17 protein-coding genes are annotated in these 15,891 nt (G+C 67.7%); all 17 read left to right on the top strand.

Annotated features, from left to right (window positions below):
- Positions 1-91 (top strand): flagellin (locus tag AC1DJN_RS13755; RefSeq protein WP_005409563.1); only part of this gene is annotated, 91 nt, incomplete at its 5' end.
- A 443-nt stretch (positions 92-534) separates the two neighbouring features.
- A complete protein-coding gene (gene fliD, locus AC1DJN_RS13750) occupies positions 535-1,953 on the top strand; it encodes a flagellar filament capping protein FliD (protein WP_025879006.1) in 1,419 nt (472 codons plus the stop codon).
- Positions 1,954-2,082: 129 nt separating this feature from the next.
- Positions 2,083-2,499 carry a flagellar export chaperone FliS gene (fliS, locus tag AC1DJN_RS13745; protein WP_442252400.1) on the top strand — a complete coding sequence of 139 codons (417 nt, stop codon included), beginning with the start codon at positions 2,083-2,085 and terminating at the stop codon, positions 2,497-2,499.
- Entirely contained in the window at positions 2,496-2,789 is a 294-nt protein-coding gene (locus AC1DJN_RS13740; RefSeq protein ID WP_025879004.1) for a hypothetical protein, read from the top strand. Before fliS ends, AC1DJN_RS13740 begins: the two co-directional genes overlap by 4 nt.
- The gene (locus AC1DJN_RS13735; RefSeq protein WP_025879003.1) at positions 2,786-3,364 is read left to right on the top strand and encodes a PilZ domain-containing protein; all 579 of its coding nucleotides are present in this window, start codon (positions 2,786-2,788) and stop codon (positions 3,362-3,364) included. Before AC1DJN_RS13740 ends, AC1DJN_RS13735 begins: the two co-directional genes overlap by 4 nt.
- Before the next feature lie 91 nt (positions 3,365-3,455).
- Positions 3,456-4,088 (top strand): response regulator, encoded by a 633-nt coding sequence (locus AC1DJN_RS13730; protein WP_025879002.1) that lies wholly within the window; start codon positions 3,456-3,458, stop codon positions 4,086-4,088.
- A gap of 300 nt (positions 4,089-4,388) precedes the next feature.
- Positions 4,389-5,798 carry an RNA polymerase factor sigma-54 gene (gene rpoN / locus AC1DJN_RS13725; protein WP_025879001.1) on the top strand — a complete coding sequence of 470 codons (1,410 nt, stop codon included), beginning with the start codon at positions 4,389-4,391 and terminating at the stop codon, positions 5,796-5,798.
- A 14-nt stretch (positions 5,799-5,812) separates the two neighbouring features.
- Positions 5,813-6,190 (top strand): response regulator, encoded by a 378-nt coding sequence (locus AC1DJN_RS13720; protein WP_025879000.1) that lies wholly within the window; start codon positions 5,813-5,815, stop codon positions 6,188-6,190.
- Positions 6,187-7,692: a sigma-54 dependent transcriptional regulator gene (locus tag AC1DJN_RS13715; protein ID WP_442252356.1), complete on the top strand. Its 1,506-nt coding sequence runs from the start codon at positions 6,187-6,189 to the stop codon at positions 7,690-7,692. The genes AC1DJN_RS13720 and AC1DJN_RS13715 overlap by 4 nt, the downstream gene beginning before the upstream one ends.
- A 249-nt stretch (positions 7,693-7,941) precedes the next feature.
- Positions 7,942-8,358 carry a hypothetical protein gene (locus tag AC1DJN_RS13710; protein WP_080148827.1) on the top strand — a complete coding sequence of 139 codons (417 nt, stop codon included), beginning with the start codon at positions 7,942-7,944 and terminating at the stop codon, positions 8,356-8,358.
- A 482-nt stretch (positions 8,359-8,840) separates the two neighbouring features.
- A complete protein-coding gene (gene fliE, locus AC1DJN_RS13705) occupies positions 8,841-9,206 on the top strand; it encodes a flagellar hook-basal body complex protein FliE (protein WP_025878997.1) in 366 nt (121 codons plus the stop codon).
- A gap of 12 nt (positions 9,207-9,218) precedes the next feature.
- On the top strand, positions 9,219-10,865 hold the full coding sequence (gene fliF / locus AC1DJN_RS13700; protein WP_478039326.1) for a flagellar basal-body MS-ring/collar protein FliF: 1,647 nt from the start codon (positions 9,219-9,221) through the stop codon (positions 10,863-10,865).
- Between the two features lie 10 nt (positions 10,866-10,875).
- Positions 10,876-11,862, top strand: coding sequence for a flagellar motor switch protein FliG (fliG, locus tag AC1DJN_RS13695; protein WP_025878995.1), 987 nt, complete (start codon positions 10,876-10,878; stop codon positions 11,860-11,862).
- Positions 11,859-12,500 carry a FliH/SctL family protein gene (locus AC1DJN_RS13690; protein WP_032974835.1) on the top strand — a complete coding sequence of 214 codons (642 nt, stop codon included), beginning with the start codon at positions 11,859-11,861 and terminating at the stop codon, positions 12,498-12,500. The genes fliG and AC1DJN_RS13690 overlap by 4 nt, the downstream gene beginning before the upstream one ends.
- On the top strand, positions 12,497-13,897 hold the full coding sequence (locus AC1DJN_RS13685; RefSeq protein WP_478039325.1) for a FliI/YscN family ATPase: 1,401 nt from the start codon (positions 12,497-12,499) through the stop codon (positions 13,895-13,897). Before AC1DJN_RS13690 ends, AC1DJN_RS13685 begins: the two co-directional genes overlap by 4 nt.
- The gene (gene fliJ, locus AC1DJN_RS13680) at positions 13,894-14,361 is read left to right on the top strand and encodes a flagellar export protein FliJ (RefSeq protein ID WP_025878992.1); all 468 of its coding nucleotides are present in this window, start codon (positions 13,894-13,896) and stop codon (positions 14,359-14,361) included. The genes AC1DJN_RS13685 and fliJ overlap by 4 nt, the downstream gene beginning before the upstream one ends.
- The gene (locus AC1DJN_RS13675) at positions 14,361-15,524 is read left to right on the top strand and encodes a flagellar hook-length control protein FliK (protein WP_478039324.1); all 1,164 of its coding nucleotides are present in this window, start codon (positions 14,361-14,363) and stop codon (positions 15,522-15,524) included. Before fliJ ends, AC1DJN_RS13675 begins: the two co-directional genes overlap by 1 nt.
- Positions 15,525-15,891 lie beyond the last annotated feature (367 nt).

The raw sequence follows: 15,891 nt of genomic DNA, 5'->3' as shown, positions 1-15,891 counted from the left end.
GACCCGCACCCAGATCCTGCAGCAGGCCGGTACGGCCATGCTGGCCCAGGCCAACCAGGTGCCGCAGGGCGTGCTCAGCCTGCTGCGCTGATCCACGGCAAGAAGGCGCCGCTACCGTCGGGTTGAACCGACGGTAGCGGCAACCCGACAGCCACGGCGTACTCAGGTGCCGGCCATGCCCGGCCCGGGAAGCTTCCCGAACCGGCTTGGCATCGCCCGCCCCTGCGGACCTCTCTTTCAGCGTTGTGCATTTTGACTGTACGTACCGGGCGGCTTCGTCGCCCCCCGATTGTCAGTAGCCTGATCCCTCCCCTGCATTGGGGGAGGGTTTTTTACAGACCCCCGGCAGCCCGCGGTGAACCCACCCGCACCCTGCCCCAGACCTCCTGCAACCGGCGTGCCAGAACCGCCCCACCAGCCAGTGGCACGGCGCGTGCATCAACGAAGTCCTCAAGACCCAGCGGCACAGGCCGCTATTTTCGTTGACGACGGGCCGCCGTACGACGGCCAGGCCCGTATACCAGGAGAAACGACGTGGCAGACTTTGGATACGGTGGCATTGGCTCAGGGCTGGACATCTCCAGCATCGTCAACCAGCTGGTCGCAGCGGACCGCAAGCCGGCCGACAATGCGCTGAACCTGCAGCAGTCCAAGACCAAGATGCAGCTGTCGTCGCTCGGCACGGTCACCTCGGCCTTCGACAAGCTGAAGACCGCCCTGACCGCATTGAAGGCCACCACCGCCTTCGACACCCGCACGGTAACCGCCTCCGGCAAAGCACAGCCAGGCAATACTGAGGATGTGCTGACGGCATCGGTGGCGCTGTACGACCTCGGTACCAGCAAGGCGGCCGCAGCCAACGGTACCCACAAGGTCGAGGTGAAGAACCTGGCGTCGGCGCACAAGCTGATTGCCGACACGTCGGTTCCCAAGACCGATACCTTCGGTGCCGGAACCTTGACGCTTACCGTCGGCGTGGGTGACAAGGCCAAGACGATGAACGTGCAGGTGGAGGAAGGCGACACGCTTACCACCGTCCGCAACAAGATCGACGCCGCCGGCCGCAAGGAAGGCGTGCAGGCCACGCTGATCAGCTCCGGCGACAACCAGTACCTGTCCATCGCCCAGGAAAAGACCGGCGCGGCCAGCGCGATCAAGCTGGAATACGCCGGCAGCGATCCCAAGCTGGGCGCGCTGGTCGGCAGCCTGAAGGAAAACAGCCCCGCCAAGGATGCGCTGCTGACCATTGACGGCGTGGAAGTGGTGAGTGCCAGCAACACCGTGACCGACGCGGTGCCAGGCCTGACCCTGAACCTGAAGGTGCCGGGCCTGAGCACGGTCGTCATCAGCACCGACACCACGGCCGCAACCAAGGTGATGCAGGAGTTCGTCACCGCCTACAACGCGGCCGTCGCGGCGATCAACACCGAAACCAAGTACGACCCGAAGACCAAGGAAGCCGCCGCGCTGACCGGCGATGCGCAGATGCGGGGTGCGATCGCCCAGCTGCGTTCGACGATGTCCGGTGTGCTCAAGGACCTGGCAGGCGACCAGCTGGATGCCAAGGCACTGGGCCTGCAGACCCGCGGCTATCCCAATGCCGATGGCACCCTGGTGCTGGACAGCACCAAGTTCGCCGCAGCCCTCGCCGCGCAGCCGGAGAAGATCCGCCAGGCGGTCACCGGCGATACCGGCGGTGCCGGCCGGCTGTATTCACTGGTGGACGGCTACGTCAGCACCACGGTTGGCAAGGAAGGCGCCTTCGTCGCCCGCACCAAGGGGCTGAACACCACGCTGGACAACATCGACAAGCGCCGCAAGGACCTGGACGCGCGCATGGTCGGTGTCGAGGCCCGTTACAAGAAGCAGTTCGTGGCATTGGACAGCCTGATGGGCAAGCTGCAGCAGAGCAACACCGCCCTGCAGCAGCAGCTGGCCCAGTTGAACCGCTGAGGAAACACGCACGGCGCTCAAGTTTGGCGCCGTACGCACCGATAACGGACGCAACAGCAATCATCGCAGTGCCGGCGTCAACGGTCCCTTCGACCGCACCCCGGCACCCCGCGCAAGGGAGAATCACGAATGTACGGTTCCAGCCGTCAGTACGCCGAGCAATACCGCCAGGTGGGTGTGACCAGTGCGGTCGCCGATGCCGATCCGCACAAACTGGTGGCGCTGCTGCTGTCTGGAGCGCTGGAGCGCGTGCGCCGTGCACAGGCCACCCTCGACCAGGGCGACCAGGCCGGCAAGGGCAAGGCGATCGGCGAAGCATGCGCGATCGTCGCCCACCTCAACGGCTCGCTGGACCATGAAGCCGGCGGCGAAATCGCCGGCAACCTGTCGGCGCTGTACGACTACCTGCTGCAGCGCCTGACCGAAGCCAACCTGCACAACGACCGCGCCGCGCTGGACGAATCGCTGCAGCTGCTGGGCGAGATCGACGGTGCCTGGAATGCCATTCCGCACGAACAGCGCCGTCCCGCGGCGATGGCGCCATGAGCCTGCTTGAACTCAACGCGCAGCTGGATGCCTTCGAGAAGGCCCTCGACGAAGAGGCCTTCGAACAGGCCGACAGCCTGCTCGATGGCCATGACAGCACCCTGCACGCACTGCTGAGCCAGCCGCTGGGCAGCGCCGACCACGCGCCGCTGTCGGCCCTGCTGGAGCGCCAGCAGAGCCTGCTCGGCCTGCTGCGCCAGCGTCGCGACGCAGTCTCCGTGCAGATGCAGGACGGCCGCCGCTCCCTTCGCGCCGCGCATGCCTACCTGCAGGCAGAATCGCTGGCATGACCGTGCTGCCGACCACGTCCCTGCACCACCCGGCTGAAAGCGAGCTGTTCGACGAAACGCTCAGCTGTGAACTGGCCCTGCCCGCCGAGTTCCAGGCCGGCAGTGCAGTGGGCCGGACCAGCAGTGCCGAAGGCCTGCTGCGCAGCTTGGCACTGGTCGAAGACAGCCGCATCGACGAACACGAGGAACGCAGCGAAGCCAGCTTGCAGCTGCAGCGCCTGGAAGCCAAGGTGGACCTGACCATGGTCCTGCTCGGCCGCCTGATCCGCCAGCAGGGCCAGGAACCAACGCTTCGCCCGGTGCGCTGGTCGCGCCGTGGCATCCGCCTGCAGCTGGGCCCACGCAGCGGCAGCACGCCCGGCCAGGCCGGCGTTGTCCGCCTGCAACCCAGCGACTGGCTGCCCGACCATATCGACCTGCCGGTGGAAGTCATCGCCGAAGCGGCCGATGGCGGTGGTGGTCACTATCTGTGGCTGCGCTTCCATCGCCTCGGCGATGGCCTGGAAATGGCGATGGAACGGCATCTGTTCCGGCTGCACCGCCGGCAGGTGGCCGAGGCCCGCCGCGCACGCTGAAATCTGCCACCATGCAGGCGGACGGACAGCCCTTGGCGTGCCCGTTCAGCTAAGTTAAGGTGGACCCCCCTCCCCAACCTCCAGCGTGCCTGTGCGAGTTCTCATCGTCGACGATCACACCCTGGTTCGCGCCGGCCTGGCGCGGCTGCTGCAGGGGTTTGCCGACGTGCAGCTCGTCGCCGAGGCCAGCAATGCCGAACAGGCACTGCAGATGGCCCTGCAGCACGCACCGGACGTGGTGTTGATGGACCTGTCGCTGCCCGGCCGCACCGGCCTGGAAGCGCTGAGCGACATCCGCCTGCGCGCACCCGGTACGCGCATCGTGATGATGACCATGCACGACGACGCCGCCCACGTGCGCGACGCTCTGGATCGGGGTGCCGTCGGTTTCGTGGTCAAGGATGCCGCACCGCAGGAGCTGGAACTGGCGCTGCGTGCCGCGCATGCCGGCCAGGTATTCCTGAGCCCGCAGATCTCGGCCAAGATGCTGGCGCCGATGCTCGGTCGCGAAAAACCGACCGGCATTGCCGCACTGTCGCCGCGCCAGCGCGAGATCCTTCGCCGCATCGGCAAGGGCGAGAGCAACAAGGAAATCGCCGCCGATCTTGGCATCAGCGTCAAGACGGTGGAGACCCATCGCGCACGCATGATGGAATCGCTGGGTTGCCGTCGCGCCAATGATCTGCTGCTGCTGGCCGCGCGCCACCAGCACGAACTGGAATGACGTCCCCGCGTCGGCGCTAACGCCGCAGCGCCACTGGCAGGGCTGGCGCCGAAATACCGTCACCCACACGCATCCCGACGGGATTCCGTACAGCACGCACGACCTGCCGCCGTGGCCGCTGACCATGAATCAATGACTTGGCGCGCATGATCGTCAAAATCCCGCGCTTGTGTAGGGGCTTTCCCTACACGGTGTCGGGAACACCACCAACACCTTCAGGAACCCCCCGATTCCGCCCTTGCCGGATCAAAAGCAAGATGTGTTCCACAAGGCGTCGGGGAGCGGCGCCGGGGAACCACGATGAAGGCTTCACTCTCGACCCAGCTGGGCCAACAACTTCACCTCACCCCGCAGTTGCTGCAGTCGATCCGGCTGCTGCAGCTCGACGGCCTGCACCTGGAACAGGAAATCCAGCGCCTGCTGGACTCCAATCCGCTGCTGGAAATCGAAGACGCCGAAGCGCCCGCCGCCGAAGCTACCGATCCGGCCACCACCACGCTGGATACGGCCGCGTTCGACGAACTGCCCGAATCCTCGATGTGGGAGGTGTCCGGCGCCAACTGGCAGGACGGCGACGACGACCGCATGGCGCGCATCGCCGCTGGCGAGTCGAGCGACCCGCAGCTGCGCGTGCTGCAGCGCCTGGCGCTGGACCTGGACGAGCACGAACTGGCCGTGGCCGCCTTCTGGCTGGAACACTGCGACGATGCCGGCTACCTGCAGGCACCGCTGGCGCAGCTGCAGCTGCTGGCCAGCGCGCAGTTCGACATCGATGCCGACGGCGTTGAAGCTGTCCGCCAGCACCTGCTGCAGGGCGAGCCGGCCGGCATGGCCGCGCAGGACCTGCGCGAATCGCTGCTGGCCCAGCTGTGCAGCCTGCACGGCGTGGTGCCGGCCCGGCATCTGGCTGCGCGCATCCTGCAGGGCGCGCTCGATGCCTTGGCCGCGCACGACTACCCCGCCCTCGCCCGCCAGCACGATGCCGAGATCGAGGACGTGCGCGAAGCCGTCCGCCTGATCCTGTCGCTGCAGCCGCGCCCGGGCGACAGCCTGCTGCCCGAGCGCAATGCAGTGGTGGTGCCGGACGTGGTCGCCTGGCACGCCGACGAACAATGGAAGGTGGCGCTGAACCCGGCCACCAGCCGCCGGGTGTCGATCAACAGCCAGTACGAACAGGCTCTGGCTGACAGCGGTGAGGCTGCGCCGGCCCTGCGCGAGATGCTGCAGGAGGCACGCTGGTTCAGCCGCGGCCTGTCGATGCGTTACGACACCCTGCTGCGCACCGCGCGGGTGATCGTCGAGCGCCAGGCAGCCTTCCTGGTGCGTGGCGAGGAAGCCATGGCACCGCTGACCCTGAAGGAAGTGGCCGAAGAAATCGGCATGCACGAATCCACCGTTTCGCGCATCACCACCGGCAAGTACCTGCAGACCCCGCGCGGCACCTTCGAACTCAAGCACTTCTTCGCCGTGCGCCTGGAAGGGGCCAGCGTGTCCGGCCAAGCGGTCAAGGCCATGGTCCGCCGCCTGATCGACGCCGAACCGGCCGGACGCCCGCTGGCGGACGAGGCCATCGCTGGCCTGCTGTCCCGCCAAGGGGTGAACATTGCCCGTCGAACCGTCGCAAAATACCGCGAACAACTGGATATCGCCCCGGCCCGCGAACGGCGCCGGGTCAACGCCAGGCAACCGCAGCTGGCCCGGGTGGGCTGAAAAGGATGTTGGACATGAACAAGCTCACAGTTCTGCTGGTCGATGACCACGAGGGCTTCATCAACGCGGCCATGCGCCACTTCCGCAAGATCGACTGGCTGCAGATCGTCGGCAGCGCCGGCAACGGCCTGGAAGCGATCGAACGCTCGGAAAGCCTGCGCCCGCAGGTGGTGCTGATGGACCTGGCGATGCCGGAAATGGGCGGCCTGCAGGCCACCCGCCTGATCAAGTCGCAGGATGATGCCCCGTACATCGTGATCGCCAGCCACTTCGATGACGTCGAGCATCGCGAGCACGCACTGCGCGCCGGCGCCGACAACTTCGTCAGCAAGCTGTCCTACATCCAGGAAGTCATGCCGATCCTGGAAGGCCTCAGGGAGGAACGGTCGTGAGCGAATCGCGCATCCTGGTACTGGACAACGACGCGGTGCGTGCCGAGCGCACCGTGGCCCTGCTGGAATTCATGGACTTCAACCCGCGCTGGGTTTCCGACGCGGCCGATTTCGACCTGACGCGCCAGCGCCAGAACGACTGGATGGCGGTGATCGTCGGCAGCCTGGACGACAGTGCCGCCAGCACCGCACTGTACGCCTGGCTGGGGGGCAGCAGCCTGCCGCCGCCGGTGCTGCTGGCCGACGGTGACGCGACTGCGTTCGCGCAGCGGCATGGCCTGCACGAAGCCAACATCTGGCCGCTGGAAGCACCGCTGCGTCACGCACAGATGGAAGCCCTGCTGCGCCGCGCCAGCCTCAAGCGCCTGGATGCCGAACACCAGGCCGGTGCCGTGCAGGACCAGGGCCCGACCGGCAACGGTCCGGCGGTCAGCGCACTGCGCACGATGATCGAGCAGGTCGCCGCGTTCGACACCACCGTGCTGGTGCTGGGCGAATCGGGCACCGGCAAGGAAGTGGTCTCGCGCAGCATCCACCAGCGCTCGCCGCGCCGCGATGGCCCGTTCGTGGCGATCAACTGCGGCGCGATTCCGGCCGAACTGCTGGAAAGCGAGCTGTTCGGCCACGAAAAGGGCGCCTTCACCGGCGCGCTGACCGCGCGCAAAGGCCGTTTCGAAATGGCCGAGGGCGGCACCCTGCTGCTCGATGAGATCGGCGACATGAGCCTGCCGATGCAGGTCAAGCTGCTGCGCGTGCTGCAGGAGCGCAGCTTCGAGCGCGTCGGCGGCAACCAGACCATCCGCTGCAACGTGCGGGTGATCGCCGCAACCCATCGCGACCTGGAAAGCCGCATTGCCGATGGCAAGTTCCGCGAGGACCTGTTCTATCGCCTCAACGTGTTCCCGATCGATGTGCCGGCCCTGCGCGAGCGTCGCGAAGACCTGCCGGCGCTGGTGGAAACCATCGCCACCCAGCTGGCCCGCACCGGCCGCGGCGAAGTGCGCTTCACCCCGGAAGCGCTGCAGGCGCTGGCCGGCTACGAGTGGCCGGGCAACGTGCGCGAACTGACCAACCTGGTCGAGCGCCTGGCCGTGCTGCACCCGGGTGGCTCGGTGCGCGTGCAGGACCTGCCGGCACGCTACCGCGGCGACGCCGCGCTGGCCGTACCCGCTGTGATCGCGGCCGCTCCGGTGGTCGCCAGCGAAGAACGCCTGGACCTGCGCAGCTTCTCGTTCCACACCCCGGGCAGCGGCAACCAGCCGTCGCTCGAGCATGGCATCGCCGTCAACCGCGCCGCAGCGCCGGCCGCGTTGCCGGACGACGGCCTGGACCTGCGCAACCACATGGCCAACATCGAACTGGGCCTGATCAACGAAGCACTGGAACGCACCCAGGGCGTGGTTGCCCACGCCGCCCAGCTGCTCGGCCTGCGCCGCACCACCCTGGTGGAAAAGCTGCGCAAGTACGGCATCGAACGCGAAGCGGCCGAACTGGCCAGCTGACACGCGTTACCAGCATGAAGGGGGCACGAACGCCTGGGCTTGCCCGGGCGTTGGTGTTTGTGGGGGTCCGCCTGATGCGCGGGCGGGCCCGACGGGTCCATGGCAGCGGCCGGATTGCTCAGTAGATCCACGCCATGCGTGGATGACGGGCGACGGTACCGAGAATATTTCGCTGCATTTGCACGTTTTCCTACAGACAACGCAACCRCACCGCGGAGCATGGCAAGGACGTCCCAACGAGGTTCCGCCATGCATCGCCTGACTCTGCTTGCCGCCCTGCTCTGCCCGGCCTTGGCCGCAGCATCCAACTGCACGCTGCCCACCACACTCGACCAGCGTCAGTTCACCAACCTCAGCGATCCGCTGTACCAGCCAGATAATCCGAATGCCGGACGCATGGTGCAGGTCAGCTTCGGCAGCAATCAGTACGTGCTGCACATCCTCGGCACCGACCTCCGCATCGGCGGCAGCTACCGTTACCAGCAACTGGCTCCGCACATTGCGGAAATCCAGATGACAGAAGCCCACCCCGCCGGCCCCGCCCGCTACACCCTGCTGCTGACCTGCCTGACCGACCACCAGGGCCGCTTCATCTACACCCAGCACGACGGCCCCATCGCCCCACGCCAGCGCCAGAATTCCGGCCGCTGGACCCTGCAGCCATAGGCCAAAAAACCGACGCCGGTGAAATGACGCGTCACGCATCCCAAGCGCCATCCACCCATGCCGCGGATCAAGCGTGTCGACCAAGGTCGACACCCACCAAGAGCAGCGTGCCGACCAACGGTCAGCACCCACCAACAGCAGCGTGTCGACCAAGGTCGACACCCACCAACAGCAGCGGGAACCTGTCGAAGGCGGGATGGGTCCGGTTGCGGGGGTGTCCGCGGCATGGATGCCGCGGCCAAGCCCCCATTGACGGGTTCACGGCGTCCCCCGCAACCGGACCCACCCCGCCATCCCTCAGGAGACCCGCTTTGGCTGTCGCTGTTGAGGTTGCCGGCCAGCGGCCGGCACTACCGCGGGGCGCGGGGTGCAACCCCGCAAAGCACCACCCCCTCACTTCACTGAACCGATCAGCCATTTCGGCACGGCACTTGCACTAGCTCCAGCAGACACCCCCATCCCTGTTTCTGGAACCGTTGCAGATGTCCCACTCCGTCACTTCGATCCTTTCCCAGATCCGCTCCTACCAGACCCAGGTGGGACAGCCCGCGCTCAACCCGCTGGCCGAAGCGCCGCGTAGCAATGCCCTGCCGGGCACGGTGCTGGATGCGCCGCAGGTCCAGCCTGCCAGCTTCACTGAAACCCTGCGCGGCGCCATCGCCGGCGTCAACGATGCGCAACAGAAATCCGGCGCGCTGGCCAAGGCCTTCGAACTGGGTGAACCCGGTGCCGACCTGGCCAAGGTGATGGTCGCCTCGCAGCAGTCCCAGATCGCCTTCCGCGCCACCGTGGAAGTCCGCAACCGTCTCGTCCAGGCCTACCAGGACGTGATGAACATGCCRCTGTAAGGATAGAACCGCATGGCCCTGTCGCTCTCCAAGGAATCCCTGAACGCCGAAAAGGCGGGCCAGTGGTTCGATCGGCTGCAAAGCCTGCAGATCACCCGTCGGCTCGGACTGATGGCGATGATCGCCGTGGCCGTCGCGGCCGGGCTGTTCGTGTTCTTCTGGTCGCAGAAGCCGGGCATGGTGCCGCTGTACACCGGCCTGGACCAGAAGGCCACCGCTGAAGCGACCGATCTGCTGCGTGCCGCACAGATTCCGTTCCAGCTGGACCCGGCCACCGGTGGCATCACCGTGCCGGAGAAGAACCTGCATGATGCCCGCCTGAAACTGGCGGGCTCGGGCCTGACCGACAGCGGCAAGCTCGGCTTCGAGCTGATGGAGCGCGACCCCGGTTTTGGTGTCAGCCAGTTCGTGGAAAGTGCGCGCTACCAGCACGCGCTGGAAACCGAGCTGTCGCGCACCATCAACACGCTGCGCCCGGTGCGCGATTCGCGCGTGCACCTGGCCATTCCCAAGCCCAGTGCGTTCACCCGCCAGCGTGATGTGGCCAGTGCCTCGGTTACCCTTGAACTGCGTGGCGRCCAGCAGCTGGAACGCAGCCAGGTTGATGCGATCGTGCACATGGTTGCTGCAGCCATTCCCGATCTGGCGCCGGAACGGGTGACCGTGGTCGACCAGAGCGGTCGCATGCTCAGCGTCAGCGACCCCAACAGCGAAGCGGCCGTCAACGCCGCCCAGTTCGAACAGGTGCGCCGCCAGGAAACCTCGTTCAACCAGCGTATCCGCGAGCTGCTGGAACCGATGACCGGCCCCGGCCGGGTCAACCCCGAAGTCAGTGTCGACATGGACTTCTCGGTGACCGAGGAAGCGCGCGAGCTGTACAACGGCGAGCCGCAGAAGCTGCGCAGCGAGCAGATGAGCGAGAACACCAGCAGCACGCCGGGCCCGCAGGGCGTACCGGGTGCCACCAGCAACAGCCCGCCGGGCCAGGCCGCCGCACCGGCCACCGCGCAGGCACCGACCGAAAGCAGCAAGAACGCGACCCGCAACTACGAGCTGGACCGTACCCTGCAGCACACCCGCCAGCCGGCCGGCCGCATCAAGCGCGTGTCGGTGGCGGTGCTGGTGGACAACGTGCCGCGCGCCGGCGCCAACGGCAAGGTTGCACCGCAGCCGCTGTCGGCGGCCGAACTGACCCGGGTCGAGGCACTGGTCAAGCAGGCCGTCGGTTTCAGTGCCGAGCGTGGCGACACCGTGTCGGTGATGAATGCCCCGTTCGTGCGTGACACCACGCCGGTGGAAGGCCCGGCCTGGTGGGAACTGCCGTGGGTGCACGATGCCGGCCGCATGCTGCTGGGTGCGCTGGTGGTGATGGCGTTGCTGTTCGGCGTGCTGCGCCCGGCACTGCGCGGCATCACCGGGCAGAACCGCAAGAACGAAGAACTGGCGCTGGAACCGCACACCGCGGACGTGCAGCTGGTCGATGACGATGGCACCCCGCTGCCGGCGCTGGGCGCCGACCGGGTCAGCCTGGGCGGGCCGGAAGCGCTGGCCCTGCCGGTGGATTCTTATGAGGAACGATTGCGGATGGCCCGTGAAGCCGTGAAGACCGACTCCAAGCGCGTGGCCCAGGTGGTCAAGGGCTGGGTGGCCAATGACTGAGGTCGCGCCCCTGACCGGCGTGCAGCGCGCCGCCGTCCTGCTGCTGTCGCTGGGTGAACTGGACGCGGCCGAAGTGCTGCGCCACATGGAGCCGAAGGAGGTGCAGAAGATCGGCATCGCCATGGCCACCATGTCCGACATCACCCGCGAACAGGTGGAACGGGTGATGGACCAGTTCAGCCAGGAACTGGGCTCGAAGACATCGCTGGGCGTGGGCTCGGACGACTACATCCGCAACATGCTGGTGCAGGCGCTGGGCAGCGAGAAGGCCGGCAACCTGATCGACCGCATCCTGCTGGGCCGCAACACCACCGGCCTGGACGCACTGAAGTGGATGGACCCTCGTGCGGTGGCCGACCTGGTGCGCAACGAGCATCCGCAGATCATCGCCATCGTGATGGCGCACCTGGAAACCGACCAGGCTGCCGACGCGCTGAAGCTGCTGCCCGAGCGCACCCGCGTGGACGTGCTGCTGCGCATCGCCACCCTCGACGGCATTCCGCCCAATGCGCTGAACGAACTCAACGAGATCATGGAACGCCAGTTCGCCGGCAACCAGAACCTGAAGTCGTCCAACATCGGCGGCGTGCAGTGCGCGGCCAACATCCTCAACTTCATGGACAGCGGCCAGGACCAGGCGATCCTGGGCGAGATCGCGCGCATCGACGCCCCGCTGAGTGGCCGCATCCAGGACCTGATGTTCGTGTTCGACGACCTGGTGGACCTGGACGACCGCGAGATGCAGCTGGTGCTGCGCGAAGTGAGCGGCGAGCGACTGGGCCTGGCCCTGCGCGGCGCCGACATCAAGGTGCGCGACAAGATCACCCGCAACATGTCCCAGCGTGCAGCCGAGATCCTGCTGGAAGACATGGAAGCGCGCGGCCCGGTCCGCCTGTCCGACGTGGAAGTGGCGCAGCGCGAGATCCTCGCCATCGTCAAGCGCATGGCCGATGAGGGTACTGTCACCATCGGCGGCAGCGCGGAGGCGATGCTGTGAGCAACGTCGTGCGCTGGCTTGCCCCGGACCTGCTGGCCCAGCCCGAACCGGTGCTGGACCACGACGAGGCCTTCGAACTCACCGAGCCGGACCCGGAGCATGAGCCCGAGCCGCCGTTGCAGCTGCCGACCCTGGAGGAGATCCAGGCGATCCAGGACAGCGCCGAGAAGGAAGGTTTCGACCAGGGCCATGCCGATGGCTTCAGCCAGGGCCAGGCCGAAGTGCGCCGCTTGGTCGCGCAGATCGAGGGCATCCTCGACAACTTCGGCCGGCCGCTGGCACGCCTGGAAAATGAAGTGGTCGGGGCCCTCGGCGAACTGGCAGTACGCATCGCCGGTGCGCTGGTAGGCCGTGCCTACGAGGCCGATCCGGCGCTGCTGGGGCAGCTGGTCGGCGAGGCGATTGACGCCGTCGGCGGCAGCAACCGCGAGGTGGAAGTACGCCTGCACCCCGATGACATCAACGCCCTCGCCCCGTTGCTGACCCTGTCGCCGCAGCAGCGCCTGGTGCCTGATACCAGCCTGAGCCGTGGCGACCTGCGCGTGCATGCCGAAGCGGTACGCATCGACGGCACCCTGGAAGCCCGCCTGCGCGGCGCGCTGGACGCCGTGATCCGCCAGACCGGAGCCATCGCATGAATACCAATACCGCTTCGCAGCCGTCGCCGCCGGCCGACTGGGCCGTGGCCCGCAACCTGCGCCTGGCCAACCGCCTCGACGGCCTGAAAGTCGACACCGCGCACGGTCGCGGGCTGATCCGCGAAGGCGTGCTGCGGCGGGCGGTCGGCCTGACCCTGGAAGCGGTCGGCTGCGAAGCGCCGCTCGGCGCCAGCTGCAAGGTGGAAGTGGTTGACGGCGGCTGGGTCGATGCCGAAGTGGTCGGCTTCGCCGGCGAACGCACCTACCTGATGCCCAGTGCCGAACTGCACGGGCTGCTGCCGAATGCGCGGGTGGTGCCCTCGGCACGTCGTGGCGGCGTGGAAGTGGGCGAAGGCCTGCTCGGCCGTGTCATCGACAGCGATGGCGTACCGCTGGATGGCAAGGGCCCGATCCGCGCTGAAGGCCACGTCGGCATGGCCGGCGTTTCGATCAATCCGCTGGCGCGCGAACCCATCACCCAGCCGCTGGACGTGGGCGTGCGCGCGATCAACGCGCTGCTGCCGATCGGCCGCGGCCAGCGTGTGGGCCTGTTCGCCGGCTCCGGCGTCGGCAAATCGACGTTGCTGGGCATGATGACCCGCTACACCGCCGCCGACGTGATCGTGGTCGGCCTGATCGGTGAGCGTGGCCGCGAAGTGCGCGATTTCGTTGAAAGCACGCTGGGCGAGGAAGGCCTGCGCCGCGCGGTGGTAGTGGCCAGCCCGGCCGACCGGCCGCCGCTGGCCCGCCTGCATGGCGCCTACCGTGCCACGGCCATCGCCGAATGGTTCCGCGACCAGGGCCTGAACGTCCTGCTGCTGATGGATTCGCTGACCCGCTTCGCGCAGGCGCAGCGCGAGATCGGCCTGTCGGTGGGCGAGCCGCCCACCACGCGCGGCTATCCGCCCTCGGTGTTTGCCAAGCTGCCGGCACTGGTGGAACGTGCAGGCAACGGCGCCAAGGGGCGCGGTTCGATCACCGCCTTCTACACSGTGCTSWCCGARGGCGACGAYCMGCAGGAYCCGATCGCCGATKCRGCGCGCGCSATYCTKGACGGCCACATCCTGCTCTCGCGCCGGGTGGCCGACAGCGGCCTGTACCCGGCCATCGATGTGGAATCGTCGGTCAGCCGCGTGGTCACGGAAATCGCCGACGAACCGTGGCGCCTGCGCATCCGCAAGCTGAAACGGCTGGTCTCGGCCTACTCGGCCAACCGCGACCTGATCGCCATCGGCGCCTATCAGCGCGGCAACGACGCGGCGACCGATGAAGCCCTTGAGCGCTGGCCGGAAATCATGGAATTCCTCGGCCAGGATGTGGCCAAGGCCGCAGATCTACCGCACAGCCAGGCGGCGTTGCAGCGCCTGGTGGAACAAGAGAACGAGAGGCTGACATGATCCAGTCCAAGCGCATCGACCCCCTGCTGAAGCGGGCCCAGGAACACGAGGACGCGGTCGCCCGCGACCTGGCGGAACGCCAGAACGTGCTCGACACCCATCTGTCGCGCCTGGACGAACTGCGGCGCTACGCCGAGGAGTACGCCAACGCGCAGATGGCCGCGACCAGCCCGGCGCAGCTGTTGAACCGGCGCGCATTCCTGGACCGGCTGGACAGCGCGGTGGAACAGCAGCAGCAGACCGTCAACGGCAACCTCGAAAAAGTGGAGGCCGAACGCGCGCGCCTGATCCTGGCCAGCCGTGACAAGGCCGTGCTGGAGCAGCTGGCCGCCAGCTACCGCGCGCAGGAAAAAGTGGTGACCGACCGCCGCGACCAGCGCGAGATGGATGACATCGGCGCACGCCGCGCGCGCCTGGCACAGACCGAAGACCAGGACGATGGCGAGCAGGGAGGCCGGTCGTGATGCCCTCCCCGTTGAGCAGCAACGCCAGCGCATCGACGCCCGGCGGCAGTGGCAATGCCGGCAGCGCACGCGCCTCGCGCAGCGATTCCGGCAAGGATTTCGGCCAGATGCTGCAGGGCGGCAGCGCCTCGACCGGCACGCCCGGTACCGCCACAAACGCCAGCAATCCGGCAACACCGGCCAACGCTGCAACACCACCCGACGGCAACCCGGGCAAGGCGACACCGCGGCCGACCGACGGCGAAGCAGCCGCCACGGACGCCAGCACATCGACACCTGCTGTACCGGCAACGTCGGCAGCCAGCGACGACAAGGGCACCCCGGCCAACGCGGACGACGCGCCCTGGCCGCCACTCGGATTGGYCGGCCTGATGCTGGCCGTGCCCACCGGCGTCGATCCGGCGCCTATGCTGCCGCCGCCAGCGGCCAGCGATGCCGAAGGCGGCGCGCTGCCCTCCGCTGCACTGGCACCCGCGGCCGCCGCAGTGGCGACCAACGCGAGCCAGGGCGCGGCAGCGCCGGCCGCCAGCGCTCCGGCATCCGCTGCCGGCGATGATGAGGCCAGTGGCCTGCCGTTGCCGGAGCTGGTGATGAGTGGCAAGGCATTGGATCGTGCCGACGACGGTGACAGCCTGCAGATCGGCGACCGCGCACCTCCGGCACCGCTGCAGTCCCCCCTGCCCGCCGCCCTGCAGGACCTGAAGGCCGCACTGGCCAGCAATGCCGTCTTCAATGGCGAACCGACTCCGAAGCCGGTGCTGGGCGATGATGGTTTCGACCAGGCCATCGGCGCGCGCATCGGCTGGCTGGCCGACCAGAAGATCGGCCATGCCCACATCCGCCTCAATCCGGAAGACCTGGGGCCGGTGGACGTGCGCCTGCAGATGAACGGTGACAAGGTCCATGCCAGCTTCAGCAGCCCGCATGTGGATGTACGCCAGGCGCTGGAAAGCAGCCTGCCGCGCCTGCGTGAACTGCTCGGCGAGCAGGGCTTCCAGCTGGCCCATGCCGATGTCGGCCAGCAGCACAGTGGCGACGGCACTCCGGGCAGCCCGGCGGGCGGCGGCGGTCGTGGCGGTGACGGAGAACCGTCACTGGGCGACACCACGGTGTCGGCGTCGCAGCTGATCCGCCAGCGCGGGTTGTTGGACGCGTACGCCTGACAGGCGTGCCAACCAAGGTTGGCACCCACCAGAGCGGGACGGTTGGCACCTGGCAGTACACGGGTAGCGCGGGCCATGCCCGGCGGATTCCCGACATTCCGCCGGGCWTGGCCCGGCGCTGCCGATATGAACACCCGACGGAATTCCGTCACCGCCCTCCCCGGCAGCTCCGGCACACCCCTTGCATATCCCGGTGAAGCAACCCTCAGGAGCTTCACCCCGTGGCCGCAGCCGCTGACAAAACCAAGAAGACCGCCGACAAGGACAAGACCGCCAAGCCGCGCAGTCCGATCCTGATCACCGCCATGGTCCCGACAAGGACAAGACCGCCAAGCCGCGCAGTCCGATCCTGATCACCGCCATGGTC

The sequence above is a fragment of the Stenotrophomonas sp. 05L414_2 genome, assembly GCF_056397905.1.
The sequence above is the reverse complement of the archived record's forward strand: the minus strand, read 5'-3'. Positions and strand labels throughout refer to the sequence as shown.

What these genes read in the sequence shown, in the direction of transcription:
- AC1DJN_RS13735 (WP_025879003.1), top strand. Translation starts at nt 2,786, where the DNA reads ATGACCGTGCTGCCGACCACGTCCCTGCACCACCCGGCTGAAAGCGAG.
- fliS (WP_442252400.1), top strand. Translation starts at nt 2,083, where the DNA reads ATGTACGGTTCCAGCCGTCAGTACGCCGAGCAATACCGCCAGGTGGGT.
- rpoN (WP_025879001.1), top strand. Translation starts at nt 4,389, where the DNA reads ATGAAGGCTTCACTCTCGACCCAGCTGGGCCAACAACTTCACCTCACC.
- fliJ (WP_025878992.1), top strand. Translation starts at nt 13,894, where the DNA reads ATGATCCAGTCCAAGCGCATCGACCCCCTGCTGAAGCGGGCCCAGGAA.
- AC1DJN_RS13720 (WP_025879000.1), top strand. Translation starts at nt 5,813, where the DNA reads ATGAACAAGCTCACAGTTCTGCTGGTCGATGACCACGAGGGCTTCATC.
- AC1DJN_RS13740 (WP_025879004.1), top strand. Translation starts at nt 2,496, where the DNA reads ATGAGCCTGCTTGAACTCAACGCGCAGCTGGATGCCTTCGAGAAGGCC.
- AC1DJN_RS13710 (WP_080148827.1), top strand. Translation starts at nt 7,942, where the DNA reads ATGCATCGCCTGACTCTGCTTGCCGCCCTGCTCTGCCCGGCCTTGGCC.